Annotated in this window: 22 protein-coding genes; 10 read left to right on the plus strand and 12 right to left on the minus strand. The window is 58.6% G+C overall.

Going from position 1 to position 23,910, the window contains the following annotated elements; genetic code table 11:
- Positions 1–9 precede the first annotated feature (9 nt).
- Positions 10–1,665: an energy-dependent translational throttle protein EttA gene (ettA, locus tag MUY35_RS02650; RefSeq protein ID WP_248363733.1), complete on the plus strand. Its 1,656-nt coding sequence runs from the start codon at positions 10–12 to the stop codon at positions 1,663–1,665.
- A gap of 697 nt (positions 1,666–2,362) precedes the next feature.
- Here ettA and MUY35_RS02655 read toward each other — a convergent pair.
- From MUY35_RS02655 to MUY35_RS02690, 8 genes are all read right to left on the minus strand, one after another.
- Positions 2,363–2,752, minus strand: coding sequence for an acyl-CoA thioesterase (locus tag MUY35_RS02655; RefSeq protein ID WP_248363735.1), 390 nt, complete (start codon positions 2,750–2,752; stop codon positions 2,363–2,365).
- Between the two features lie 72 nt (positions 2,753–2,824).
- Positions 2,825–3,250: a homoprotocatechuate degradation operon regulator HpaR gene (hpaR, locus tag MUY35_RS02660; RefSeq protein WP_248363737.1), complete on the minus strand. Its 426-nt coding sequence runs from the start codon at positions 3,248–3,250 to the stop codon at positions 2,825–2,827.
- Positions 3,247–3,645 (minus strand): 5-carboxymethyl-2-hydroxymuconate Delta-isomerase, encoded by a 399-nt coding sequence (locus tag MUY35_RS02665; RefSeq protein WP_248363739.1) that lies wholly within the window; start codon positions 3,643–3,645, stop codon positions 3,247–3,249. Before MUY35_RS02665 ends, hpaR begins: the two co-directional genes overlap by 4 nt.
- Positions 3,646–3,719: 74 nt before the next feature.
- Complete coding sequence (locus MUY35_RS02670; RefSeq protein ID WP_248363740.1) at positions 3,720–4,952, minus strand: Tm-1-like ATP-binding domain-containing protein; 1,233 nt, start codon at positions 4,950–4,952, stop codon at positions 3,720–3,722.
- Positions 4,949–6,415, minus strand: a complete 1,467-nt coding sequence (locus MUY35_RS02675) for an aldehyde dehydrogenase (protein ID WP_248363850.1) — start codon at positions 6,413–6,415, stop codon at positions 4,949–4,951. Before MUY35_RS02675 ends, MUY35_RS02670 begins: the two co-directional genes overlap by 4 nt.
- Positions 6,298–7,938: a tripartite tricarboxylate transporter permease gene (locus MUY35_RS02680; protein WP_248363741.1), complete on the minus strand. Its 1,641-nt coding sequence runs from the start codon at positions 7,936–7,938 to the stop codon at positions 6,298–6,300. The genes MUY35_RS02675 and MUY35_RS02680 overlap by 118 nt, the downstream gene beginning before the upstream one ends.
- 7 nt (positions 7,939–7,945) lie before the next feature.
- Entirely contained in the window at positions 7,946–8,635 is a 690-nt protein-coding gene (locus MUY35_RS02685; RefSeq protein ID WP_248363742.1) for a tripartite tricarboxylate transporter TctB family protein, read from the minus strand.
- 55 nt (positions 8,636–8,690) lie between these two features.
- The gene (locus tag MUY35_RS02690) at positions 8,691–9,632 is read right to left on the minus strand and encodes a tripartite tricarboxylate transporter substrate-binding protein (RefSeq protein WP_248363743.1); all 942 of its coding nucleotides are present in this window, start codon (positions 9,630–9,632) and stop codon (positions 8,691–8,693) included.
- A 170-nt stretch (positions 9,633–9,802) separates the two neighbouring features.
- Here MUY35_RS02690 and MUY35_RS02695 point away from each other — a divergent pair, with 170 nt between their 5' ends.
- Positions 9,803–10,603, plus strand: coding sequence for an IclR family transcriptional regulator (locus MUY35_RS02695; protein WP_248363745.1), 801 nt, complete (start codon positions 9,803–9,805; stop codon positions 10,601–10,603).
- 1 nt (position 10,604) lies between these two features.
- A complete protein-coding gene (locus tag MUY35_RS02700; protein ID WP_248363747.1) occupies positions 10,605–11,957 on the plus strand; it encodes an aspartate aminotransferase family protein in 1,353 nt (450 codons plus the stop codon).
- Between the two features lie 50 nt (positions 11,958–12,007).
- Here the strand turns inward: MUY35_RS02700 and MUY35_RS02705 are convergent, their stop codons facing one another.
- The 3 genes from MUY35_RS02705 to MUY35_RS02715 form a co-directional block, all read right to left on the minus strand.
- Positions 12,008–12,376, minus strand: a complete 369-nt coding sequence (locus tag MUY35_RS02705) for a VOC family protein (RefSeq protein ID WP_248363748.1) — start codon at positions 12,374–12,376, stop codon at positions 12,008–12,010.
- A gap of 91 nt (positions 12,377–12,467) precedes the next feature.
- The gene (locus tag MUY35_RS02710) at positions 12,468–13,757 is read right to left on the minus strand and encodes a glutamine synthetase family protein (RefSeq protein ID WP_248363749.1); all 1,290 of its coding nucleotides are present in this window, start codon (positions 13,755–13,757) and stop codon (positions 12,468–12,470) included.
- Positions 13,758–13,803: 46 nt separating this feature from the next.
- Positions 13,804–15,063 (minus strand): cytochrome P450, encoded by a 1,260-nt coding sequence (locus MUY35_RS02715; RefSeq protein ID WP_248363750.1) that lies wholly within the window; start codon positions 15,061–15,063, stop codon positions 13,804–13,806.
- Positions 15,064–15,150: 87 nt separating this feature from the next.
- On the opposite strand from MUY35_RS02715, the gene MUY35_RS02720 reads away from it, so the two are divergent.
- The 7 genes from MUY35_RS02720 (at position 15,151) to pta (ending at position 23,029) form a co-directional block, all read left to right on the plus strand.
- Entirely contained in the window at positions 15,151–15,858 is a 708-nt protein-coding gene (locus MUY35_RS02720) for a type 1 glutamine amidotransferase (RefSeq protein ID WP_248363751.1), read from the plus strand.
- A gap of 168 nt (positions 15,859–16,026) precedes the next feature.
- Positions 16,027–17,424: an aminotransferase class III-fold pyridoxal phosphate-dependent enzyme gene (locus MUY35_RS02725; RefSeq protein WP_248363752.1), complete on the plus strand. Its 1,398-nt coding sequence runs from the start codon at positions 16,027–16,029 to the stop codon at positions 17,422–17,424.
- 102 nt (positions 17,425–17,526) lie between these two features.
- A complete protein-coding gene (locus tag MUY35_RS02730; RefSeq protein ID WP_248363753.1) occupies positions 17,527–18,117 on the plus strand; it encodes a GNAT family protein in 591 nt (196 codons plus the stop codon).
- Positions 18,118–18,238: 121 nt separating this feature from the next.
- Positions 18,239–18,541, plus strand: coding sequence for a hypothetical protein (locus MUY35_RS02735; protein WP_248363754.1), 303 nt, complete (start codon positions 18,239–18,241; stop codon positions 18,539–18,541).
- A gap of 57 nt (positions 18,542–18,598) precedes the next feature.
- Positions 18,599–20,077: a PLP-dependent aminotransferase family protein gene (locus MUY35_RS02740; protein ID WP_248363755.1), complete on the plus strand. Its 1,479-nt coding sequence runs from the start codon at positions 18,599–18,601 to the stop codon at positions 20,075–20,077.
- Between the two features lie 117 nt (positions 20,078–20,194).
- On the plus strand, positions 20,195–21,967 hold the full coding sequence (gene xsc, locus MUY35_RS02745; RefSeq protein ID WP_248363756.1) for a sulfoacetaldehyde acetyltransferase: 1,773 nt from the start codon (positions 20,195–20,197) through the stop codon (positions 21,965–21,967).
- A 57-nt stretch (positions 21,968–22,024) separates the two neighbouring features.
- Entirely contained in the window at positions 22,025–23,029 is a 1,005-nt protein-coding gene (gene pta, locus MUY35_RS02750) for a phosphate acetyltransferase (protein WP_248363757.1), read from the plus strand.
- Here pta and MUY35_RS02755 read toward each other — a convergent pair.
- A complete protein-coding gene (locus MUY35_RS02755) occupies positions 23,026–23,898 on the minus strand; it encodes a phosphate acyltransferase (RefSeq protein ID WP_248363758.1) in 873 nt (290 codons plus the stop codon). The genes pta and MUY35_RS02755 overlap by 4 nt on opposite strands.
- Positions 23,899–23,910 lie beyond the last annotated feature (12 nt).

Raw genomic sequence — 23,910 nt, forward strand, 5'->3', positions numbered from 1 at the left:
ACACATCCCATGGCCGCTTATCAATACGTTTACCACATGGACGGGGTTTCCAAGACCTATCCCGGTGGCAAGAAATGCTTCGAGAACATCCGCCTGAGCTTCCTGCCCGGCGTGAAGATCGGTGTGGTGGGCGTCAACGGCTCGGGTAAATCGACGCTGATGCGGATCATGGCGGGGATCGACAAGGATTTCCAGGGCGAAGCGTGGGCCGCCGAGGGCGCCAAGGTTGGCTACCTACCACAGGAACCGGAACTGGACGCATCGCTGGACGTGCGCGGCAACGTCATGAAAGGCGTGGCTGATAAGAAGGCGATCCTCGAACGGTATAACGAGCTGGCCATGAACTATTCGGACGAAACCGCCGAGGAAATGGCCAAGCTGCAAGACGAGATCGACGCGCAGAACCTCTGGGATCTGGACGCGCAAATCGATGTGTCGATGGAGGCGCTGCGCTGCCCCCCCGATGACGCCGACGTCACCAAGCTGTCAGGCGGTGAAAAGCGCCGTGTGGCCCTGTGCAAGCTGCTGCTTGAAGCTCCCGACATGCTGCTGCTCGACGAGCCGACCAACCACTTGGACGCCGAAACCATCGCGTGGCTGCAACAACACCTGATCGACTACAAAGGCACCATCCTGATCGTCACTCACGACCGTTACTTCCTGGATGACATCACCAGCTGGATTTTGGAACTCGATCGCGGCAGTGGCATCCCCTACGAAGGCAACTATTCCGCTTGGCTGGAACAGAAGGCCAAGCGGCTGTCGCAGGAAGCGCGCGAAGACAAATCCAAGCAAAAAACGCTGGAGCGAGAGCTGGAATGGATGCGTCAGGGCGCGAAGGCCCGGCAGGCGAAATCCAAAGCCCGGATCAACGCCTATAACGAAATGGCAGGCCAGTCTGAACGTGACCGCGTGGGCCGCGCACAGATCGTCATTCCGAACGGGCCGCGTTTGGGGTCCAAGGTGATCGAGGTCGACGGCCTGAAAAAACACATGGGCGATAAACTGTTGATCGAGGATCTGTCCTTCAGCGTCCCCCCCGGCGGCATCGTTGGCGTGATCGGCCCCAACGGCGCCGGTAAATCGACCCTGTTCAAGATGATCACCGGGGAAGAGACACCCGACGCCGGCACCATCGAAATCGGCGACACCGTGAAGCTGTCCTATGTCGACCAGTCCCGCGATGATCTGAACGCGAACGAAACCGTGTGGGAAGCGATATCGGGCGGGGCCGAGCTGATCGAACTGGGTGATGCGCAAGTCAATTCAAGGGCTTATTGCTCATCCTTCAACTTCAAGGGCGGCGATCAGCAGAAAAAGCTGAACCTGCTGTCGGGCGGTGAACGCAACCGCGTCCACATGGCGCGCCTGTTGAAAGAGGGCGGCAACGTCCTGCTGCTCGATGAGCCCACCAACGACCTCGACGTGGAAACCCTGCGCGCCCTCGAAGACGCGCTGGTGGACTTCGCCGGCTGCGCCATCGTCATCTCCCACGACCGCTTCTTCCTTGACCGTATCTGTACCCACATCCTTGCCTTCGAAGGCGAAGCGCATGTGGAATGGTTCGAAGGCAACTTCGAGGATTACGAAGAGGACAAGAAGCGCAGGCTGGGGCCGGATGCACTGGAGCCCAAGCGGTTGAAGCATAAGAAGTTTACGAGATGAACAAACGGCCCCGATTAAGGGGCCGTTTTTCATCGGCGCGAGGCAGTGGATTTGACTTCAAATCCGCGTTCGCGCTTGTTTGCTATTGAAGCTCGACGCGGAAGTTCTTATATTGTTCTAGCCCATGGAGGCCGACGAGGTCGGCTGTAGGGAAGGTGCGCCACTCCTTCGGGAACAAGGTTAAACCTGCCCACGATCTGGGAAGTGCTTAGCGGCGCTAAGTCGAGTAGCCTAGCGGTGAAAGGCGAAGGACGTCCGAGGCAACTCTGCGAGTGATTCAACGAGCAATGCTAGCGGGTCGCGCTCCGCTCGAGCAGCCAATCGGCCGAACGGTTGCTCAAACTGCTAGCAAGGGCAGTATAATCCACTGAGTGTTCTTTAACGCTCGTGCGCATGGGCATCGCTAAGGACAATTCCAATGCGATTTTCATACAAGATAGAGGGGCGAGTGTCATATGGTGACGTTGTTGGAACCATTGCGCTCTTGCTGACAATCATCGGCTTGTTCGTTTGAACGTCGGGCGGTCTTCGGATCGCCCTTCTTCTTTGGTACACAAGGACAGCGCCTGACCTCTAGGCGGGCGTGAAGCGCCCTCCCGTGGGGAGGGTCATCTCTCGGTGATTGCAAGCAATCACCTGCCGATCAGCGGGGCGCTGTCCGGTCTATCGACCGGACGGGGCATTGCAGTTTGGGGCGCTACCCCTTCTCCACCGCCACCGGCAGCCCCTTGTCATCCAACGCCACAAACACAAACACCCCTTCGGTGACCTTCTGGCGCTCGCCAAGACGATCGCGGTTGACCCAGGCTTCAAGCTCAATCGCCATCGACGTGGTGCCGACCCGTCCAACCCGACCATAGACGCACAGCACGTCGCCCACTTTCACCGGCTGGATGAATTTCATCGCATTCACCGCGACGGTGGCCACGCGGCCTTGTGCGCGTTCGCCGGCGATGATGCCGCCTGCGATGTCCATTTGGCTCAGCACCCAGCCGCCGAAGATGTCCCCGGACACGTTGGTATCCTTGGGCATCGCCAGTGTTCTCAGGATGATGTTGCCTTCGGGTGCGGTCTGTTGGTCGCTCATGGGAACCTCGTTCTAATCTAACCTTTCCCATGGGTAAGCCGCGCACCGTCACGGCGCAAGCAAATCGCAGCGTCAGGAGGCTTCGGCCACCGCGTAAAGCTCGTTCAGCAGGTCCAGCAGCGTTTCCATCTTCTCAGGCCCAAACCGGTTTTCAAGATCCTCATAGATCTTCGCGGCCTTGCCCGACATCTGGGTGTATTTCGCACAACCCGCAGGCGCGATCTGCACCTTGCGACGGCGACCGTCGCTGTCATCCACCCGCTCGATCAGTCCACGTTCCGTCAGGTTTTTCAGGATGCGGCTCAGGCTTGGCGGCATCAGCACGCAGCGTTCCGCCAATTCGGTCGCACAGCAGGCTTTGCCCTCGGCCAGCACACGGATGACACGCCATTGCTGCACGGTCAGGTCAATCTGGTCCAGCTCGTGACGGAAGGGCTTCAGGGTGGCTTCACGCGCGTGAAGCAGCGCGATGGGAAGGGCGCGTTCAAGTTTTCTCATTCCGGTTCCTTTTCGCGGAGGGCCGCGTGGATCGTGCTCCAGCTTTTGCGGCTGAAGCGGGTTTCAATGTCCTGAACCTCAAGGCTAAGAATGAAGGGCGTATCGCCCATCTGTGGGCGCAGAGCAGCCTCAACTGCCGCATATAGCTGGTCGGCGATGGCGTCGCGCGTCGCCTCGTCCCGACCCAGCCCAAGCCTAAGGATCATATCAAGGAAGTGATACCCGCCTGCCCCGTCGCCGATGGCGTCAACGTCCGCTTCGAACCCACGCACGCGGATGCCGCCGATGGGGCACTGCCCCGTGGCGGCCAGTGCGGCGCGCATGGTCTCGGCCAGCGCTGGCAAATCTGCCTGCTGGCCCAGCCCGTGGCTGCATTCGAAAGACAGGTGCGGCATGGTCACTCCTTAACACTGGCAGTAAACACCGCGCGCTTGGGAAACGCAATTCATTGTAGGTGCAACAAGTTGCCTCATGCCTTGACGATGCCTGCCGCGACCCATCCATCGAATTCGGTCAACACGCGGTCTGAAAACGCCGGGTCATTGATATGGGCGTCCAATTCCAGAAGGGTCACGTTGTCAGGGCATTGTGTACGAATTTCATCGATGAACGCCGCCAGACCTTCGGCATAATGCAGCGGTCCACCTTCACGGTCCCATTCGTTGCCACCCTTCAAAGGCAGGAGCAGCGTCACAGGCCCCTTCGCGTCGGAAAGCTGGGCACACATGGCCCGCGCCATCTCGCGCCGCTGATCCGGCGACATCACCACCGACGAGAGCAGCCGGTTATGAGCGTGCACCTCCTGCCCCGCCAGCTTTTGCGGCACGTCCTGCCAGCCGATGAAATCCACCAGATCATAGCACCCGATCGACACCATCTGCGGTGTTTCAGACCCACCTGCGCCTGTCATCCGATCTGGCCCGGCGGAAATCGTTGACCCCATGATATGATTGCCCAGTTCCTGCGGGGCAAAGTCCAGAACGGCGGCAAACGCTCCCTCTGCTGCAAGGCTCTCAAACGCCCGGCCGCCCATGCCGGTGGCGTGAAAGACAGCCACCTCGAACCCGCGTGCTTCCAGTGCCGGTTTCAGGCTCACCATATAGCGCAGCACCGTCTTGCCAAAGCTGGTCATCCCGATCAGCGGCTTTTTGAATTCCGGCGTCTCAACAGCCCGCGCCGCGCCCAACACAGCCCCCGCCGCCTGCGACAGCGAGGCCTTACAGATCGAGTTCAGCCCATAAAGCCCACCTGCCCACAGGATCATCTGCACATCAGCCGGAAGGCGTTCTGGCGGGATCAAGGGCGAGAAGCTGACGGTCGAGACCACGTATTTCGGCACCCCGATCGGCAGTGCCTGACACAAGTCCAGCGCCGCATCGGTGCCCATCGTGCCGCCTAACACAATCAGCCCATCAAACACACCTTCGCGATAGAGCCTCAATGCCAGCGCCGCCGACCCTTGCGCCATGATCTGCATGGCAGTGTTTTCATCCCCGCTGTCGATGGCGGCCTGTATCGTCGACCCACCAGCCTGGGCCACGTCATGCTTTGAATAGTCGCACGGCGCGTTGGGGTCGCCCAGGACCGAGATGTCCATCGTCCTGACCGCACCGCCCTGCCCACGGATCACGTCCGCGATGTAATTCAGCTCGTCATCCTTGGTGTCATAGGTCCCGACGACCAGAATTGTCTTATCGCTCATAGCTGCATCCAGGCTGTCTTAAGGTCGAAATACTTGTCGAACGCGTGCATTGATTTGTCATGCCCATTGCCGGATTGCTTGACGCCACCCAACGGCACCGTGCCGTCCGCACCGCCATAGGTGTTCACATGCACCACGCCCGCCTGAATGTCGCGCACCATTCTGTGCGCACGGCTTAGGTTCGACGTCCAAACCCCTGCGGCCAAACCGAAATTTGTAGAATTAGCTATTTGCACGGCCTCTTCATCGGTCTTGAAGGGGGTCACGGCAAGGACCGGGCCGAACACCTCATTCTGGGCCACATGATGCTGTGGCTGAACGCCCGTTAGCACTGTCGGTTCCATGTAATATCCGCCAGTGTCCTCAAGCACACGCGACCCGCCCAGCGCGACATGCGCGCCTTCTTCCTGCGCGCGGGTGACGAAGCCTAAATTGCCCTCAAGCTGGGTCAGGTTATTCACCGCGCCGATATTGGTGGTCAGGTCCAGTGGGTCGCCAACTTTCATGGCTGCGGCGTGTCGGGATACAGCTTCAACGAATTCATCATGCACGCTTTCCTCGACCAGCAATCGCGAGCCCGCGACGCAGACCTGACCGGCATTGCGGAAGATCCCAGCGGCAGACATTTTCGCCGCCACCTCGAGGTCAGGCGCATCGGAGAAGACCACGTTCGGCGATTTGCCCCCAAGTTCCAGATAGCAGCGTTTCAGGTTTGACCGCGCCGAGTACTCCAGCAACCTGCGCCCAACCCCGCCCGAGCCTGTAAAGACCAGCACATCCACATCCATCGACATGGCCAGCGCTTCGCCGGTGATGGATCCTTTGCCGGTCACGACGTTCAGAACGCCATCAGGCAAGCCCGCTTCGGACGCCAGTTCCGCGAGCTTGAGCAAACTCAGCGAAGCGGTTTCGGCAGGTTTCAACACAACCGAGTTGCCTGCCGCCATTGCAGGGGCCAGCTTCCATGCCCCAATCATCAATGGGAAGTTCCACGGCACAATGGCGCCGACAACGCCCACAGGCTCCTTGTGCACAAGCCCCAACACGTTGCCCGCCGTCGGAGCAATCTCGCCGTAAACCTTATCCAGAGCTTCGGCGTAATACCGAAACGTGTCAGCGGCTGATCCGGGTTCCGCCTTCAACGCCATTCCAACCTCGGTCCCGTTGTCACGGACACCAAGAACCGCCAGTTCCAGCGCATGGGCCTCGATCAGATCGGCCAACCTGTGCAGCACCTTCTTGCGATGTGCGGGCGCTGCCCTGCTCCAGCGTCCGTCGTCAAATGCGCGCCGTGCGGCTGCCACAGCGCGATCCACATCCGTCGCCGACGCACGGATGATCGTCGTCAGCGTCGATCCGTCAATCGGCGAGAGAACGTCTTGCGTTTCCCCCGAACCTTCTTCCCACGCTCCGTCAATATAAAGGTTCTGCGGCGCGACAGGATGGCGGCGAAGCTCGTTGATGCGTGACTGGTCTGCCATTCGTCCGTCTTTCTTTCTGTGTGATCCAGCCAGACCCTGCGGAAATGCAGCATCAAAACCAGAATGATCATTGTGAAAAGGATCGCCGCAATCGGGCGATCGATAAAGTCGAGCGGGGTTTTCACCCGCGCCATGGCACTGCGCAGCTTCACCTCCATGATGCCGCCAAGCACCATGCCAAGCACGATGGGCACGACGGGCAATTGCATCCGTTTCATAATGAACCCGAAGATGCCGAAGCTCGCCGCGAGAATGCAGTCCGTGAACGAGTTGCGCAGGCTATACACGCCGACGAAGCTAAGGATCAGGATGCAGACACCAAGGAACCGGTTGGGAATTTTCACAACCTTGATCAACTGATTGGTGGCGACAAGCAGAAAGATCACCACCAGCACGTTCAAGATCAAAAGCGCCAAATACAGTGCCACGACAAAATCCATGTCATTTTGGAATAGTTGCGGGCCGGGGATCACATTGTGCACGTAGAAGACCGACAGCATCATCGCCGTCAGCGCCTCACCGGGGATACCCAGCGCGAGCAGCGGCACCATGGCGGCCGCAGGCACCGCGTTGTTGGCGGTTTCGGCTGCGATCAGCCCTTCGCTTGACCCATGGCCGAAATCTTCGGGACGTTTCGAGGATTTCTGCGCATAGGTATAGGACATGAACTGCGCGGTAAACTCGCCCACACCGGGGATCATCCCCATGATCACGCCAAACCCTGCGGACACACCGGCGATGCGCGGGTGGCGGGCAAGTTCGCGGAACCCCTGAAAAAAGCTGCCCTTCAGTTTGGTCAAGCGTACCTTTTCATCGTCTCCGTGCAGCAGCGTAAAAGCTTGGCTGAGGGCGAACAGCCCCAACACCACGACAATCAGATTGACGCCACCCGACAGCCAGCTTTGGTCAAACGTATAGCGTTTTGAGTAGCTGGCCGAATGCAGCCCGATGGTGTTCAGCCATATGCCAAAACACGCCATGGCGGCGGCAATCAACGAGTGTTTGCGGTGCGCCGTCACCACAAGAATGATGCCCAGAAGGGCCGCCAAAAAAATTTCCCGGCTACCAAACATCGGGGCGACTTTTGCCAACACTGGCGCGAAAAAAATCAAGCACATCACCGAAAAGATGCCGCCAAAAAACGACGAACTATAGGCCAGCGACAACGCGCGGCGCGCCTCGCCTCGCGTGGTCATTGGAAAGCCGTCATAGGTGGTCAGCGCATTGACCGCCGTGCCTGGGGTGTTGATCAAGATCGCTGGGATCGACCCGCCATACATCGAGCTTCCATAGATGCCCAACAGCACCGTCAATCCGACAATCGGGTCCATCGAGAAGGTCGCGGGCAGCAAGATCGCAATGGCAACCGCTGGCCCCACGCCGGGGATCGCGCCGATGATCACGCCGCCAACCGACCCAACCAGAAGCGCCAGCACCACGTCCCAGCGCGCCAGATAGTTCGAACTGGCCTGAACCTGTGCAAGGAAGTCGAAAATCAGGTCCATCGGCCCCTCAGAAATTCAGGATGAAGAAAGAGCGCAACGCGCCGGGCAAATACTCATACAGCGCGCTGCCGGGGATTTTCACTTGCAGGAAGCTTTTGAAAACCAGCACGACGGCGATGGCGAACAGAACCGCGCTTATCATCATGATGCGGTCGCGGTAGCCCACCCGCCATGTCAAGAGCAACGTGAAGGCGACAGTCACCGGCAGATACCCGATGATCGGCACCAAAAGGACATAGGCCAGAAACCAACCCGCCCATTCAACCACGGACGCCCAGACCTTCGCCTCGCGCCGGTCGGTCCAGTGTTGGTACAGCCACGTCACGCGAATGGTCGCCACCAGAAACACATAGGGTGCGGCCTTGATCGGCCCCAGCCACAGAGATAGGGCAAGCGCCAGCACACCCCAGAACAGGCTTTCCGCCCATTGTAGCCAGTCCGCCTCACGCATCCAGCGCGGCAGACGTCGCGGTTTGCGAGGTAGATGCCAGAAATGCAGGGCAGTGAATAACACCATGCCACCCACGCCAATGGCGGGCCAGAACCGGGGCTGGGCAAAGAAATCTTTGCCGTCCAGCCACTTGGTCTGGCTGCCCAAGGCCGCAATCAACAGTGTCGCGCAGATCAGGAACAAGGCTGCGAACAGCACTTGGCCGCGCTGCGGTCGGTCCGGATGTTCGGAAATGTCGTCGCTCATGCCTGCCCCTCATCGGAAAACAGGGCCAGACGATGCCGGCCCTGCTCAGGGAGTATTATTCGAGGATCTTGCCAATCCGCGCACCGGTTTCTTGGTCGGTTGCGATGCGGGCCGCAGAGGCCTCTGCATCCATCCAATAGACCAGCGCGCCGGTTTCCTTGGCGACAGCCTGCGCCCGTTCGCTCATCACGGTCTTGGAGGCGACAGCGGCGATCTTTTCACGCACGTCTGCTGGGGTGTCTTTGGTGACAAACAGACCGTTCCATAGTGCGATGTTCAGGCTTTCATCCAATTCGCCGATGGTCGGCACGTCGGGGATAAGGCTGATACGCTCGTCGGTCACAGCCATCAGCACCTTCACACTGTCAAGGCAGGGCAGGATCAACTGCAACGTGGTGTTGATGACATCCGCGTCCCCCGATGCCAGCGTATTACAATCCAGCGCATCAAAGGCCGCATCCGATCCCCAGCTAAATTCAGCATTGATTGCATAGGCTTTCGTCACCTGCGTGGGCGTCAGAACGTCGCCGAAATGGCCCAGTGCCACGTCGTTTTCCTTGGCATAGGCCGCAAGCTCTTCCATCGAGCTATAGGGCGCATCCATGCTGGTCGCGATCACAAACGGATAAGTCAGGAAGATGCCAATCGGGTCGAACTTGGCCGGGGTCAGTTCGTCGATGCCGATCTCGTGGCCGATCACCGGCACGGCGGGGACGAAGCTGCCGATGGTGTAACCATCTGCCGGGGCGGTTGCCACGTCGATCGCGCCGGGGAACGGACCACCGCCGCCACCGGGTTTGTTCACCACAGCCGCCGACACACCGTATTCGGCCTGAAAGTCTTCGGCGATCATGCGGGTCAGCACGTCTTCCAGATCGCCCGGAGGCCACGGCACGATGAAGCTAACAGGCTTTTCCGGGTATTCGGCCAGCGCCGGGCCAGCAAGTGCAGCAGCGGTTAGCGCGACGGCCCCTGCCAGAATGGATTTGGTGTTCATGACGATCTCCCTATTGCGTCGTGGTCTCATATGTCGGTTCATTATTTGAACCATTGGTTTTAATTTAGATTGACAGAGCCGGGTCAATCCTGTCAACAAAACAATGAACATGAGAAGTGATTTTGCGGGCAGCGCCGTCGCTTGTGCCCCGCAATAATTTGGGACCACCGATGGGAACGACCTCCAAAGCCCTGTCTCTGCTGAATTTTTTCAGCCGCGCCACCCCGCAGATCGGGTTGAGCGAGTTGGCGCGCCTGTCGGGGTTGAACAAGGCCACGGTGTATCGGTTGCTGGGTGAGCTCGCCGCGCACGGATTCGTCGAACAGGTCGGAACCGGGCGTGAATACCGCCTTGGCCCCGCCTTTCTGCGTCTTGCAGCACTGCGCGAAAAGAACGTTCCCATGCGCGATGTTGCGTTGAAACACTTGACCGAACTCAGCGACGCGACGGGCGAGACCGCGCATATGTCGCTGTTGAATGGCGAGGTGCTGTCAAACCTCGCCTATGTCTATTCCAACCGCCACGGCACGATGGTGATGATGGACGACGCCGAAGTGTTGGAGCTTCATTCCACGGGTTCGGGACTGGCCGTGCTGGCCTATTCGCCAAAATCCTTCGTCGATGAGATGCTGTCGCGCCCGTTAACATCACGCACACCACAAACGATCACCGATCCAAACCAGATTCGCGCGCTGCTGCCGTCGATCCGCACCGAAGGCATTGCAGCCTCGGTCGGTGGATTTGAGGAAGATGTATTCTCGCATGCCGCGCCGATCTTTGATGCCCGGTCAAACTGTATTGGCGCGATGGCCGTGGCCGCGCCTGTGTCGCGGATGACGGACACGCTGCGCATGATGATCCGAGACAAGTTGATGGCCCATGCCCGCCAGACAACCCGCATTCTGGGTGGCTTTCCACCTGATACTTTTCCGACACGCGAACCGCAGATGATGCTGCAGAAAGAGGCCTGACATGAAAGATTCCAACTTTCTGAAAGAAAAGAACGCCCGTTCGCTTTGGCATCCGATGGCGCATCCGGCTGACAGTCTGGCCAACCCGCCCACCATTGTCACCGGCGCACATGGCGTGCGGATCAAGGATGTCGACGGGCATGAAGTGGTCGATGGTGTCGGCGGCCTGTGGAATGTGAACCTTGGTTTTTCCTGCCAACCCATCAAGGACGCGATCGCGGCACAGCTTGACCAACTGCCCTATTATTCGACCTTCCGGGGCACCACGAATGACAAGGTGATCGAGCTGTCCGAGATGCTGCGCGATTTCTTTGCGCCCGACGGGCTGACGCGCGCTTTCTATACCTCGGGCGGGTCGGACAGCATAGAAACCGCGCTGCGGCTTTCGCGCCAGTTTCATAAAATCAGGGGCGAACAGGGACGCACCAAGTTTCTGAGCCTCAAGAAAGGCTATCACGGCACCCATATGGGCGGCGCCTCGGTGAACGGAAACGCCAATTTCCGCACCCAGTATGAACCTCTTCTGCCGGGCTGCTTTCACATCCCCGCGCCCTATACCTATCGCAACCCGTTCAACGAAACCGACCCGGAAAAACTGGCGCAGCTGTGCCTGCAATCGTTCGAGGACGAGATCGCCTTTCAAGGCGCAGGCACCATCGCAGCGTTCATCATGGAGCCGATCCTTGGCGCAGGCGGTGTCATCCCGCCGCATGAAAGCTTCATGCCGGGCGTGCGCGACATTTGCACCAAGCACGGCATCCTGCTGATCGCAGACGAGGTCATCACCGCCTTTGGCCGCACCGGCGGGTGGAGCGGTTGCCGCTATTGGGGCGTTCAGCCCGATTTCAGTTGCACCGCCAAGGCCATCACCAACGGCTATTTCCCATTTGGCGCGGTGATGATCGCCGACCACGTGGTCGAAACGTTTGAGAATGACACGACAGGCAAGGCCGCCATCGGGCACGGCTATACCTACTCTGGCCACCCCGTAGGTGCTGCCGCCGCCATCGCCTGCCTGCAGGAAACTTTGCGTTTGAAGGTCAATGAAAACGCCGCTGCACGCGGGGCCGAGTTGTTTGCCGGACTGCAAAAGATTGGCTCGGCCAATGATATCGTGGGCGACGTGCGCGGCGGGCACGGGTTGATGTGCGCGCTAGAGCTGGTGTCGGACGCCGCCACCAAAGCCCCCATCGACAAGCAGACGGTCAACACCATTCAAGAGGTCACGTATCAGAACGGCGCCATGATCCGTGTATCCGGCCCCAACATCATCCTGTCACCGCCTCTGGTGCTGACCACCGAGGATGTGCAAACTATTTTGGCTGCTTTGGAAGCAGGGTTTGCGGCGGTCTGACCCACGTCGCGCAAATGCAAAAGCCGCCCCGATTTGGGCGGCTTTTCTCATTATCGGTGCTGATCAATCAAAACCGGCACGCCGTCGGGGTCGATCACAACAAAACTGGCTGGGCCGTCTTCGCCGCCTTGTTCCTGCGTCACCTCCAGCCCCGCTGCTTTCAAGCGCGCTTTAATGTTCCGAACATCTTCAAACGGGTCCACGTTGCCCGCCGATTGATCCCATCCGGGGTTGAAGGTCAACATCACGCCTTCGAACATGCCGTGAAACAGCCCCACAAGCGTGTCTCCGTTTTTCATGATCAGGTAATTATGCTCTTCAGTTCCGGCATAGGCGGTGAAGCCAAGCGTCTCGTAAAAGGCGCGGGATTTCGCCAGATCCTTGACGGCAAGACTGACTGAAAATGCCCCAAGCTGCATGATGTGATCCTCCGTTTTAAGCGCCCAGTGTAGCACAAATCAGACGGGGCTTCGGACCACCACAATTATGGTTAACAAGTTTTTCCGTGCGTCAAACGAAGTGCACGTAAAAATCCCGAAGCCCGTCGCCTTCCAGATCACGGGTTTTGATGACCTCTTTGCGCTTCATGAAAATGTGGTTGTCGACCAGAAGCCGCCCCACCGCGTCACCCAGCACCTGGTCAGCCTCCAGATCATTCATCGCGCGTTTCAGGTCGACGGCCGTGCCGTCACGCGCATCGGTGCGGTCAAACCCATCGCCCGTTTCCATCGGACCAAGGTCATAACCCTGCTCCACCCCCAGCAGCGATGCCTGCAACACAGCCGCCACTGCCGTGTAAGGGTTGGCCGTCGCGTCCGCCATCCGGTGTTCCAGCCGCGTTTTGGCCCCGCCCTCGCCCGAAATGCGCGTCGTGACGTTGCGGTGGTCCCCGCCCCAGTTGCGCCAATAGCCGGACAGCGAGCCGGGTTGCAGCCGTTGATAGGAATTCGAAGTGGGTGCCACCAAGCCCGACAGCCCCTTGTGGTGATGCATCAAACCCGCAATACAGCCGCGCGCCAGTTCGTTCATGTTATCGGGTCCGCCAACCGGGCCATTGTCCAGCGCATTGCGCCCGTCCTGATCCTGAAAGCTGAAGTTGATATGCATGCCGGACCCACCGGCCTCGGCAATTGGTTTCGGCATGAAGGTCAGGACCAATCCGTGCTCCAACGCGACCTCGCGCGCCATTTGACGAAACAGGACGATGTCATCCATCTGCTTCAAGGCTTCATCAAAGGTCAGCGTGAATTCAAACTGCGGGCTGTCATATTCCGCCGTAAACATATCGACATTGAAGCCCAGATTGTCCGCGCGTTCCCAGATATCGTCGGTGAAACGGAGAGGGTCCGAAAACGGCCCCGTCCCGTAAACCACCCCGCCCGGCGCGTCATAGGGCACAAGGCGCCCGATTTCGTTGGCCATCAGCGCGTAGCATTCCAGCTCAATCCCGATCATGGGTTTCAGGCCGCGCGCTTCCCACGCGGCAATCGCGCGCTTTAACGCTTGTCGCCCGCACAGCTCAAGCGGTGCACCGTCCTGATCATAAAGATCGCCAATCACGATCTGGGTTGAACTTTCCCAACTGTCGCGGATATCCGCCTCGCGCCAGCGAAGCTCCATATCCGGCAGGCCTTCCTTCATCATTGCGCCGGGAGCGTCCAGCAGGTCTTTGTCGTAATGCACGCCGAAGGTGGACCGGCAGAAGCGCGTGTTCCCATCCTCAATCTTGTGATTGGGCAGGTATTTGCCGCGCAGAATGCTCAGGTGATCGCACCACAGGGCGCGCAGTCGATCTTTCATCTAACCTCCCTGCCCGACATGTGTCAGGCTAGCCCTGTTGACCGGGCTATTTCGCCTGCATCGTGACAGGCAGTTCCTTGATTCCGCCGACAAAGTTTGACCGCAGGAATTTGTGATCCCCTGCCGGTTCGACCAGTTTGACGCGTTTTGCGAGTTCTTCAAACAAAACCCGCACCTCAAGCCGCGCCAAATGCATTCCAAGACAGACATGCGGGCCACCTTGGCCGAATGACATGTGCCGGTTGGGGCTGCGAAACAGATCAACGCGATGGGGGTCTTCAATGACCTCTTCATCGCGGTTGGCCGATATCCACCAGTAAAGGACCTTGTCGCCTTCGCGGATGGTCTTGCCGTGGATGTCATGATCGCAGGTCGCTGTGCGCCGGAAGTATAGCGCAGGCGTGGCCCAACGGATGATTTCATCGGAGGCCGTCGCCCAGATATCACCACCCTTTTGCATCTGGCCCAGAAGCTCGGGTTGGTGACACATCGCCTGAATGCCCGCCGCGATCGAATAGCGCGTGGTGTCATTACCCGCGGCGACCAGAAGGCAGAAGAAGTTGCGAAACTCCTGTTCCGGCATGACATTGCCGTCTTTATCGGGTTGTTGGATCATATGCAGCACGCCGTCCGTGTCGCCCGCGCGCTCCTTTTTCGCCAAAAGATCGTGGGCATAGTCGAACAACTCAGCCCCTGCCGGGCTGTTGAACGGCATCATCCGGTATTCGTCGGTTTCCATCTTGTCCAGAACGTGATCGGTAAAATCCGGGTCAGTATTGGCGATCAGCGCGTCGCCCTTCTCGACCAGCCACGGCAGGTCTTCGTCGGGCGTGCCAAGAATTCTGCCCAACATCATCATAGGCAGCAGGCGTGAAATTTCCTTGGTCGCATCAAACGTACCCATCGCAAGCGCTTTGTCCAAAATAGGCTGGCATAAATCACGGATCTGCTGTTCAAACTCCGACACCACGGGGCGCGAAAACGCCTTGCCCACCTTCATGCGCGTTTTCAAATGCTCGGGCGGGTCAGTTTCCTGAAAGGTGCGCCGCGCCAGATACTCTTGGTAAGACTGGTCCTCCATGCGGATGCCGCGGGCCGAGGACATGACCTGATAGTTGCGGTTCAGCTCGGTGATGTCCGCGTGACGCACGATGTTCCAGAAGCCTTCGCCACCCTCCCATTCGGTCCAACTGACCGGATCGTCGCGGCGCAGCCGGGCAAAGGTATTGTGCGGCGGGCCATTCACAAATGTGTCGTGGCTGGACAGATCGGCAAATCCGTCGTCATTAGGGGTCCAGACCGTCATGCGCGCCTCCTTGGCCGTTATGCAGTTGTATGTTGCGCGTCTGAAAATATGTTAGAGAACATGTTAAATATGTAAAGCGGGGAAATCATGCGTATTGCGATCTTGATGACCAACACCGATGAAAGCGAATTTGCCCGTCAACATCCGGAGGATGGCGAAAAATGGCGCGCGCTTCTTGGTACGAAACGCCCTGATTGGGAGTTCACGGTCTTCAGCGTAAAGGATGGCGAGTTTCCCACACACAGAGAGGATTTCGACGGGTGGATCGTAACTGGAAGCCCCGCATCCGTGCACGACGACGCACCTTGGATCACGCAGCTATTGGCGCTGATTACCCGCATTGAAGCTTCCAAGAAACCCCTGTTCGGTGCCTGTTTCGGGCATCAGGCCATCGCGCTGGCGCTTGGCGGCGAGGTTGAAAAAAATCCCGACGGCTGGGTCTTTGGCTCGGTCGAGGTTGAGGCCTGCGCCCGCCCACCGTGGATGGAGGCCCGGCGGTTCTGGCAATATGGCGCACATAGCGAGCAAGTCACCAAACTGCCCCACGACGCCGAGATTGTCTTGCTCCATGACGGCTGCCCGGTGGGAGGCCTTATCATCGGCGATCACGTTTTCACCACCCAAAACCACCCCGAAATGACGCACGACTTCATCGCCGCCCTGATCGAAGAACTCGCGGCTAGCAAACCCGTCGAGGTGATCGAAAAGGCACGCGCCTCGTTGCCCTTATCCGCAGATAACGGACTGTTTTCGGATTGCATCATCCAGTTTTTCGAACACGACCGCGCGAGCTAATGCACCGGTCATCCCAGCACGGAAAGCAAATCTGGACGTAAGACAAGATCGCGCTGGACCTATTTTTCGCTGCCAGAAATGCGATCCTATTTTTTGATCAAAGAATCTTTGTTTCCCTGTATTGCGAACTAGAAACGCCAAAGGAAACACTCAGCGTTGGAGGATACGATGGACGGCGCACTGAAAGAAAACGACATCTCGCATGTGGTCGCGGCTGACAAAGCCCATGTCTGGCATCACCTGACACAGCACAAGCCATTTGAAACCGTTGATCCGCGGATCATCGTCGAAGGCAAGGGCCTGCGCGTTTGGGATCAGAACGGCAAGGAATACATTGATGCCGTGTCCGGCGGCGTTTGGACCGTAAACGTTGGCTATGGCCGCGAAAGCATCGCGGACGTCGTGCGCGACCAACTGGTCAAGTTGAACTATTTCGCAGGCTCGGCAGGGTCCATTCCGGGGGCAATGTTCTCGGAAAAACTGATCTCGAAAATGCCGGGGATGACCCGCGTTTACGTGACGAATTCTGGGTCCGAGGCGAATGAAAAAGCCTTCAAGATGATCCGCCAAATCGCCCACAAACGCTATGGCGGCAAGAAAACCAAAATTCTGTATCGTGACCGCGACTATCACGGCTCGACCCTGGCGGCCATGTCGGCAGGTGGGCAGGATGAACGCAACATGCAATACGGCCCGTTTGCGCCTGATTTCGTGCGCGTGCCTCATTGCATGGAATATCGCAAACACGAACTTGGCATGGACCATCTGTCCGGTGCCGAATTTGGCCGCGCGGCCGCAGACCAGATCGAGGCCATCATCCTGCGCGAAGGACCCGACACTGTGGGCGCGCTGTGCCTTGAACCGATCACCGCAGGCGGTGGCGTCATTGAAGCACCCGAAGGCTATTGGGATCGCGTGCAGGAAATCTGCAAGACATACGACATCCTTCTGCATATCGACGAGGTCGTCTGCGGCCTTGGCCGCACCGGCACTTGGTTTGGCTATCAGCACTACGGCATCCAGCCTGATTTCGTCACCATGGCGAAGGGCGTTGCGTCGGGCTATGCGGCCATTGCGTGCTGTGTGACGACCGAGAAGGTGTTTGAGATGTTCAAGGACAACCCGGACGATGTATTGGACCACTTCCGCGATATCTCGACCTTTGGGGGCTGCACCGCCGGGCCCGCAGCAGCGCTTGAAAACATGCGGATCATCGAAGATGAAGGCTTGCTTGAGAATACCACCAAAATGGGTGAACGGATGCTCGACAATCTCAACGCGCTGATGGAAAAGCATGAAGTGATCGGGGACGTGCGCGGCAAGGGCTTGTTCCTTGGCGTGGAGCTTGTAACGGACCGCACCACCAAAGACCCCGTATCGGAAAAAGAGATTGGGGCCGTGGTCGGCGATTGTGGCGCACAGGGCGTCATCATCGGGGCTAGCAACCGATCCATCCCCGGTCGCAACAACGTGCTTTGCTTCAGCCCTGCCCTAATCGTGACGGCCGACGATGTGGATCGCATCACCGTTGCCGTCGATAAGGCGCTGACCAAAGTTTTTGGCTGATCATCTCACGGAACAGACCGAAAAGGCGGGCCTTTTCGAAGGCCCGCTTTTTTGTTTTATGTCGGCAAGGCTAAGCACGATTAACTCAAGGAAGGACCCGCCATGTGGCCCGCCCCTGTCACCCTGACCGGAGACCACGTCACCCTCGCGCCTCTGTCACAGGACCACGCCCCAGCCCTGCGCGAGGCCAGCGCGGACGGTGATTTGCACAAGCTTTGGTATACGTCCGTTCCCGCTCCGAAAGATATGGAGGCAGAAATTAATCGCCGGTTAGGGCTGCAAGAGACGGGGTTGATGCTGCCGTTTTGCGTCATGACGCCCGATGGTAAACCGGTTGGCATGACCACCTATATGAACATTGACGCGGGCAATCGGCGGGTCGAAATCGGCTCTACCTGGTATCGGAAATCGGTCCAACGCGGCCCGTTGAACACCGAGGCCAAGCGCCTGCTACTGTCCCATGCCTTCGACACACTGGATTGTATCGCAGTCGAGTTTCGCACGCATATCATGAACCAACAAAGCCGCCGTGCGATCGAACGACTGGGCGCAAAGCTGGATGGCATCCTGCGCAGCCATATGCTTGGCCCGCATGGTGCGATCCGCGACACTGCCGTCTATTCGATCATCGCATCCGAGTGGCCAGCTGTGCGCGCGAACTTGACTTGGAAGCTGGACCAACCTCCCAGATAACAGCCGCCTCACTCCAATGTGCTGCGCCCCAAATACTCACGGACTAGACATTTCGTCATTTTGTTCTATATTTGTTCTCATGCGTTAACCATGGATCAAACCAAGAACAGGAGGATCGAACATGTACGCTGCCCGCACATTGCCGCCGACTCCCAAACAGGTCGACTATGCCCGCCACATCGCCGCCCGTCTGGGCGCAAGCATTCCGGCAGACAAGATCAGCGACCGCGCTGCCCTATCAGGCTGGATCGGCGAACATCAGACCCGATTGAAAACCGGCACAACCCGAACAGGTGACAGCCGAGCCACATCGCGCCAAGTTGCTTTTGCCGAACGCATTGCGCGTGCGAAACGCCGCGCGATCCCGGATGAATGTTTTCGTGATGCTGGCCTGATGTCGGCGTGGATTTCATCCAACCGTTGAGATGTGAATTGTAAGTCCAGATTGCGTCACGTCTAAGTCCACGTTAGGGTCGTTCGCATGGCAGCACCCGTTGAAACTTTTTTTCTGGATCAAGACGCCCAAGGCACGCTTCAGGCGCAAATCCAACAGATGATCGCCGAGGCGATTTTGTCCGGTCGCCTGCCGCGTGGTGAAAAGCTGCCCTCAACCCGGCGTCTGTCGGCACATCTGGGCGTCAGCCGGATCACCGTGACACTGGCCTATACCGAGCTTCAGGCCAATGACTATCTGACCTCGAAGGGGCGCAGCGGGTTTTATGTGTCTGAAAATGCACCGGAACCGCCTTCCTTCAAGCTGCGCGAACGGGGCGAGGATACGGTGGATTGGCAACGCGCCATAGGCACCAACTTCACCGGAGGATGCACCCCGACGAAGCCTTTGGAATGGCGACGGATGAAGTATCCGTTCATCTATGGCCAAGCCGATCCGACATTGTTTGATCACAATGCATGGCGACTGTGTGCTTTGCGCGCATTGGGTCAGAAAGATCACCCGGCCATGATGCGCGACTACTATGATCAGGACGACCCGCAGCTGACCGAATTCATTGCCCGTCACATCCTGCCGCGTCGTGGTATTCTGGCCCGACCCGAGGAAATTCTGATCACCCTAGGCGCTCAAAATGCCTTGTGGCTGTCGGCACAGGTGTTGCTGACCCAACGGCGCACAGCGGCCATTGAAGACCCGTGTTATTACTCGCTTCGCGATATTCTGACGCAAAGCCGATGCCATTTGGTGAAAATCCCGGTGGATCGCGACGGACTTCCGCCAGACGCTTTGCCCGACGGCACGGACGTCATTTACACCACTCCAAGCCACCAAAGCCCCACAACAGCCACCATGCCAATTGATCGGCGCAAGGCGCTGCTAAATCGCGCACGTGAATTGGATGCTGTGGTGGTCGAAGATGATTATGATTTCGAAATGTCCTTCCTAAAACCACCCATGCCCGCGTTGAAATCGCTGGATCGCGAGGGGCGCGTCATCTATGTCGGAAGCTTCTCGAAATCGTTATTTCCGGGGCTGCGGCTTGGCTTTCTTGTCGGATCAGAACCCTTCATCCGCGAGGCACGTGCGCTGCGGTCCGCGGTGTTGCGCCATCCGCCCGGTTTGATCCAACGCACCGTCGCCTATTTCCTGTCGCTTGGCCATTACGACGCCCTTATTCGTCGCATCGGATCAGCCTATCACGAACGGCGCGACGTGATGAACCAAGCGATCGAGGATGCAGGGCTGACCATCGCAGGGCGCGGCGTTTTTGGCGGCTCGGCATTTTGGATGCGTGCGCCGGAAGGGGTCGACACGCGCGGGCTGGCGGCGGCTTTGCAGGCCAAAGATGTCGTGATCGAACCCGGCGCGCCTTTCTTTGGGGACGACGCGCCGCCGACAAACTTCTATCGTCTCGCATACAGCTCGATCCCTGCGTCGCGTATACCCAAAGGCATCTCTCTGATTGCCGAGGCGATCGCCGCCACCCCCCACACTGGCGTCAAATAGCCCGCGCAACTGGCCCTATAGAACACCCCCTCTGCTGCCTAAGAATATTGGCAACAAACTACTCGTCCGCGCAACGCGATGCCCGCGACGCTTGTTATTTCTAAGGGAGCGAACCAGATGAAGATGACCACGGAAGAAGCTTTTGTAAAAACGCTTCAATTGCACGGGATTGAACACGCTTTTGGCATTATCGGTTCGGCCTTTATGCCCATTTCCGACAATTTCCCCGCCGCTGGGATAACCTTTTGGGACTGCGCGCACGAAGGGTCGGGCGGTATGATGGCCGACGGATACACCCGCGCCACCGGCAAGATGAGCATGATGATCGCCCAGAACGGCCCCGGTATCGCGAATTTCGTGACCGCCGTCAAAACCGCTTACTGGAACCACACACCATTGCTGCTGGTGACCCCACAGGCCGCAAACAAGACCATCGGTCAGGGTGGATTTCAGGAAATCGAACAGATGAACATGTTCGCCGATTGCGTCGCCTATCAGGAAGAAGTGCGTGATGCGTCGCGCGTGGCCGAGGTTCTGAACCGGGTCATCATCAATGCCAAACGCGCCAGCGCACCTGCGCAGATTAACATGCCGCGTGACTTCTGGACGCAGGTGATCGACATCGACCTTCCAGCCATCGTCGAGTTTGAACGCCCCTCCGGTGGTGAAGAGGCGTTAAACGAGGCCGCCGATCTTCTGTCCAAAGCCAAGTTTCCGGTCATTCTGAACGGCGCTGGCGTCGTCCTGGGTGGTGCCATCGCAGAGTCGATGGAGCTGGCCGAACGCCTCGATGCGCCCGTCTGTGTGGGCTATCAGCACAACGACGCCTTCCCAGGCAGCCATCCTTTGTTTGCGGGGCCACTGGGCTATAACGGCAACAAGGCGGGGATGGAGTTGATCCAGAAAGCCGATGTTGTGTTGGCGCTTGGAACACGGCTGAACCCGTTTTCCACCCTGCCCGGCTATGGGCTGGATTACTGGCCCAAGGACGCCAAGATCATTCAGGTCGACATCAACCCGGACCGCATCGGCCTGACCAAGAAAATCAGTGTCGGTATCGTAGGCGACGCCAAGAAAGTCGCGACATCGCTGCTACATAACTTGTCTGCCGCTGCTGGCGACGCAGACCGGGAAGCGCGCAAAGCAACCATCGCACAGACCAAATCGGCGTGGGCGCAGCAGCTGTCGTCGATGGACCATGAGGATGACGATCCCGGCACGACATGGAACCAACGCGCTCGTGGTGCCAAGCCTGATTGGATGAGCCCCCGCATGGCGTGGCGCGCCGTTCAGGCCGCTTTGCCCAAAGAGGCAATCATTTCGTCGGATATCGGCAACAACTGCGCCATCGGCAACGCTTATCCGACCTTTGAAGCGGGCCGCAAATATCTGGCACCGGGCCTGTTTGGTCCTTGTGGATATGGCTTGCCCGCCGTGGTTGGCGCAAAGATCGGCTGCCCCGACACGCCCGTGGTCGGCTTTTCAGGCGACGGGGCCTTCGGCATCGCGGTGACCGAGCTAACCGCCATCGGCCGCGAAGAATGGCCCGCTGTCACGCAAATCGTCTTCCGCAACTATCAATGGGGCGCTGAGAAGCGCAATTCGACCTTGTGGTATGATGACAACTTCGTTGGCACCGAACTGGACAATCAGGTCAGCTATGCCGGGATCGCCAATGCGTGCGGCCTGCAAGGTGTTGTGGCGCGCACGATGGACGAACTGACCGCCGCGCTGGATCAGGCCATCAAGGACCAGAAAGCCGGCAAGACCACGATTATCGAGGCGATGATCAATCAGGAACTTGGCGAACCGTTCCGGCGCGATGCGATGAAAAAGCCCGTGGTTGTCGCTGGAATCAGCAAAGACGACATGCGGCCCCAAAAAGCTTGAGATTCTGGGTCGGGCGTCACCTCGGCGCCCGACAAACATAATGGAGGCGAGACCCCGATGAAGCCGCTGGAAACACTCTTGCGCAATGCCGCGCGGTCTCATCACAAAATCATACTTTCAGAAGGCAGTGAGCCGCGGGTTGTTCAAGCCGCCTATGACGCCACCACGCAGGGGATCGCGCAGGTGGGGCTGGTTGGCGACCACGATGAAATCTCCGCCGCATTCAAAGCGCTCGGACTGGACATGATCGACGGGATCGAAGTTCACAACCCCAAGACATCACCGCATTTAGACGCGTTGGCGACGCTCTATTATAACCTGCGCAAACACAAGGGCATCACGCGCAAGGACGCCGCAAACGCCGCGTTGAACCCACATGTTTTTGCGGCCCTGATGGTGAAGGCAGGCCATGCCGATGGCACCGTCGGCGGGGCGGTTACCACCACCGCCGAGATCGTGCGCACCGCCATCCAGGTCATCGGCCCCAAACCCGACAGCAAGCTGGTATCGAGCTTTTTCCTGATGCTGTTTTGCGAAGTCCATCACGCCCGCAAAGGCGCTATGATCTTTGCCGATAGCGGCTTGGTTGTGGACCCAACCGCAGAGGAAATGGCCCAGATCGCTTTATCCTCTGCTGCGTCTTTTCAAACGCTTACCGGCGATGTGCCGCGCGCGGCGATGCTGTCTTTTTCGACCAGAGGCAGTGCGGAACACGACGCTGTGTCGAAGGTCGTCACTGCGACGCAAATCGCAAGGGGCCGCGCGCCCGACATGCTGATTGACGGAGAGCTGCAGTTTGATGCCGCCTTCGTCCCGGATGTGGCAGCCCAGAAAGCCGAAGGCAGTCCCCTTGAAGGCAGCGCCAACGTCTTCATCTTCCCAAATCTTGAAAGTGGCAACATCGCCTATAAGATCGCGCAGCGCATTGGCGGTGCCACCGCTATTGGACCGGTGCTTCAGGGCCTGTCCAAACCAGCCAATGACCTGTCGCGGGGCTGCACGGCCGAAGATATCTTGCACATGATCGCGGTTACGGCTGCGCAAGCCAGCGCAGCCGATTAACTGGATTGACCGTTCTGGTCGCCTGCAATTGCAAGCACGGTGCTGGCCACGATGTCATCAACCGTCGCTGCGCGCGACAGGTCGCAGACCGGGCGTTTGAAACCTTGCAGGATCGGCCCATATGCACGAGCGCCCGCCAGTTCGACCATCAGCTTATAGGCGATGTTTCCGGCGTCCAGATTGGGAAAGACCAGAACATTTGCGTCCCTTTGCCCGCCGCAGCCTTTCTGCGCAGCGACAAGGCTGTTTAACGCGGCATCGCCCTGCAAAGGACCAGCAAAACCTGACAAACCGGCGGCTTCCATAACCTTGTCGACTGATGCCCCCGCGCCTGAATGGCCTGTCGAATAAGACAATAAGGCGACCTTTGCATCGCTTAGAAGGTTTCGGGCAGATGTATAGGATGCGCGTGCGATGTCAGCCAGTTGCGCCGCGTCCGGGTCCACGTTCACGGCACAATCGGCAAAGACCATTTCGCGCCCGTCCGGCAAAACCATCAAGAAGAAACTGGACGGTGTTGCGATGCCATCCTCCAGCCCGATGACGATGGACGCGGCCTCGATCACTCGGCGCGATGGGGCGACAGCACCTGCGATCATGATGTCGGCCTCGCCTGTGGCCAACATTGCAGCGGCGCGCATCAAGGGGCGTTGCAGCAGCCGTTTTGCGATGTTTTCGCGCATCGGACGCGCATCCACCAATGCTGCGATGTGTTGCGCGCCCAGTTCAGCCAATGGCACCGGTTCAGCCAGCCCCTCACGCGCCAATCTATCAGCTGCGGCTGCGATACGTGGGTCGTCCATCTCGGGCAAGATCACACGGCTTTTGCTGGCACGAGCGATCTTGATTGCGCGGTCGAGGGCGGACATGGAAGCTCCTTG

The organism is Aliiroseovarius sp. S1339 (assembly GCF_023195695.1).
GTDB lineage: Bacteria > Pseudomonadota > Alphaproteobacteria > Rhodobacterales > Rhodobacteraceae > Aliiroseovarius.

Coding starts and splice junctions, on each gene's coding strand:
- ettA (WP_248363733.1), top strand. CDS start 10: ATGGCCGCTTATCAATACGTTTACCACATGGACGGGGTTTCCAAGACC.
- MUY35_RS02655 (WP_248363735.1), bottom strand. CDS start 2,752: ATGAGCGACCAACAGACCGCACCCGAAGGCAACATCATCCTGAGAACA.
- hpaR (WP_248363737.1), bottom strand. CDS start 3,250: ATGAGAAAACTTGAACGCGCCCTTCCCATCGCGCTGCTTCACGCGCGT.
- MUY35_RS02665 (WP_248363739.1), bottom strand. CDS start 3,645: ATGCCGCACCTGTCTTTCGAATGCAGCCACGGGCTGGGCCAGCAGGCA.
- MUY35_RS02670 (WP_248363740.1), bottom strand. CDS start 4,952: ATGAGCGATAAGACAATTCTGGTCGTCGGGACCTATGACACCAAGGAT.
- MUY35_RS02680 (WP_248363741.1), bottom strand. CDS start 7,938: ATGGACCTGATTTTCGACTTCCTTGCACAGGTTCAGGCCAGTTCGAAC.
- MUY35_RS02685 (WP_248363742.1), bottom strand. CDS start 8,635: ATGAGCGACGACATTTCCGAACATCCGGACCGACCGCAGCGCGGCCAA.
- MUY35_RS02690 (WP_248363743.1), bottom strand. CDS start 9,632: ATGAACACCAAATCCATTCTGGCAGGGGCCGTCGCGCTAACCGCTGCT.
- MUY35_RS02695 (WP_248363745.1), top strand. CDS start 9,803: ATGGGAACGACCTCCAAAGCCCTGTCTCTGCTGAATTTTTTCAGCCGC.
- MUY35_RS02700 (WP_248363747.1), top strand. CDS start 10,605: ATGAAAGATTCCAACTTTCTGAAAGAAAAGAACGCCCGTTCGCTTTGG.
- MUY35_RS02705 (WP_248363748.1), bottom strand. CDS start 12,376: ATGCAGCTTGGGGCATTTTCAGTCAGTCTTGCCGTCAAGGATCTGGCG.
- MUY35_RS02710 (WP_248363749.1), bottom strand. CDS start 13,757: ATGAAAGATCGACTGCGCGCCCTGTGGTGCGATCACCTGAGCATTCTG.
- MUY35_RS02715 (WP_248363750.1), bottom strand. CDS start 15,063: ATGACGGTCTGGACCCCTAATGACGACGGATTTGCCGATCTGTCCAGC.
- MUY35_RS02720 (WP_248363751.1), top strand. CDS start 15,151: ATGCGTATTGCGATCTTGATGACCAACACCGATGAAAGCGAATTTGCC.
- MUY35_RS02725 (WP_248363752.1), top strand. CDS start 16,027: ATGGACGGCGCACTGAAAGAAAACGACATCTCGCATGTGGTCGCGGCT.
- MUY35_RS02730 (WP_248363753.1), top strand. CDS start 17,527: ATGTGGCCCGCCCCTGTCACCCTGACCGGAGACCACGTCACCCTCGCG.
- MUY35_RS02735 (WP_248363754.1), top strand. CDS start 18,239: ATGTACGCTGCCCGCACATTGCCGCCGACTCCCAAACAGGTCGACTAT.
- MUY35_RS02740 (WP_248363755.1), top strand. CDS start 18,599: ATGGCAGCACCCGTTGAAACTTTTTTTCTGGATCAAGACGCCCAAGGC.
- xsc (WP_248363756.1), top strand. CDS start 20,195: ATGAAGATGACCACGGAAGAAGCTTTTGTAAAAACGCTTCAATTGCAC.
- pta (WP_248363757.1), top strand. CDS start 22,025: ATGAAGCCGCTGGAAACACTCTTGCGCAATGCCGCGCGGTCTCATCAC.
- MUY35_RS02755 (WP_248363758.1), bottom strand. CDS start 23,898: ATGTCCGCCCTCGACCGCGCAATCAAGATCGCTCGTGCCAGCAAAAGC.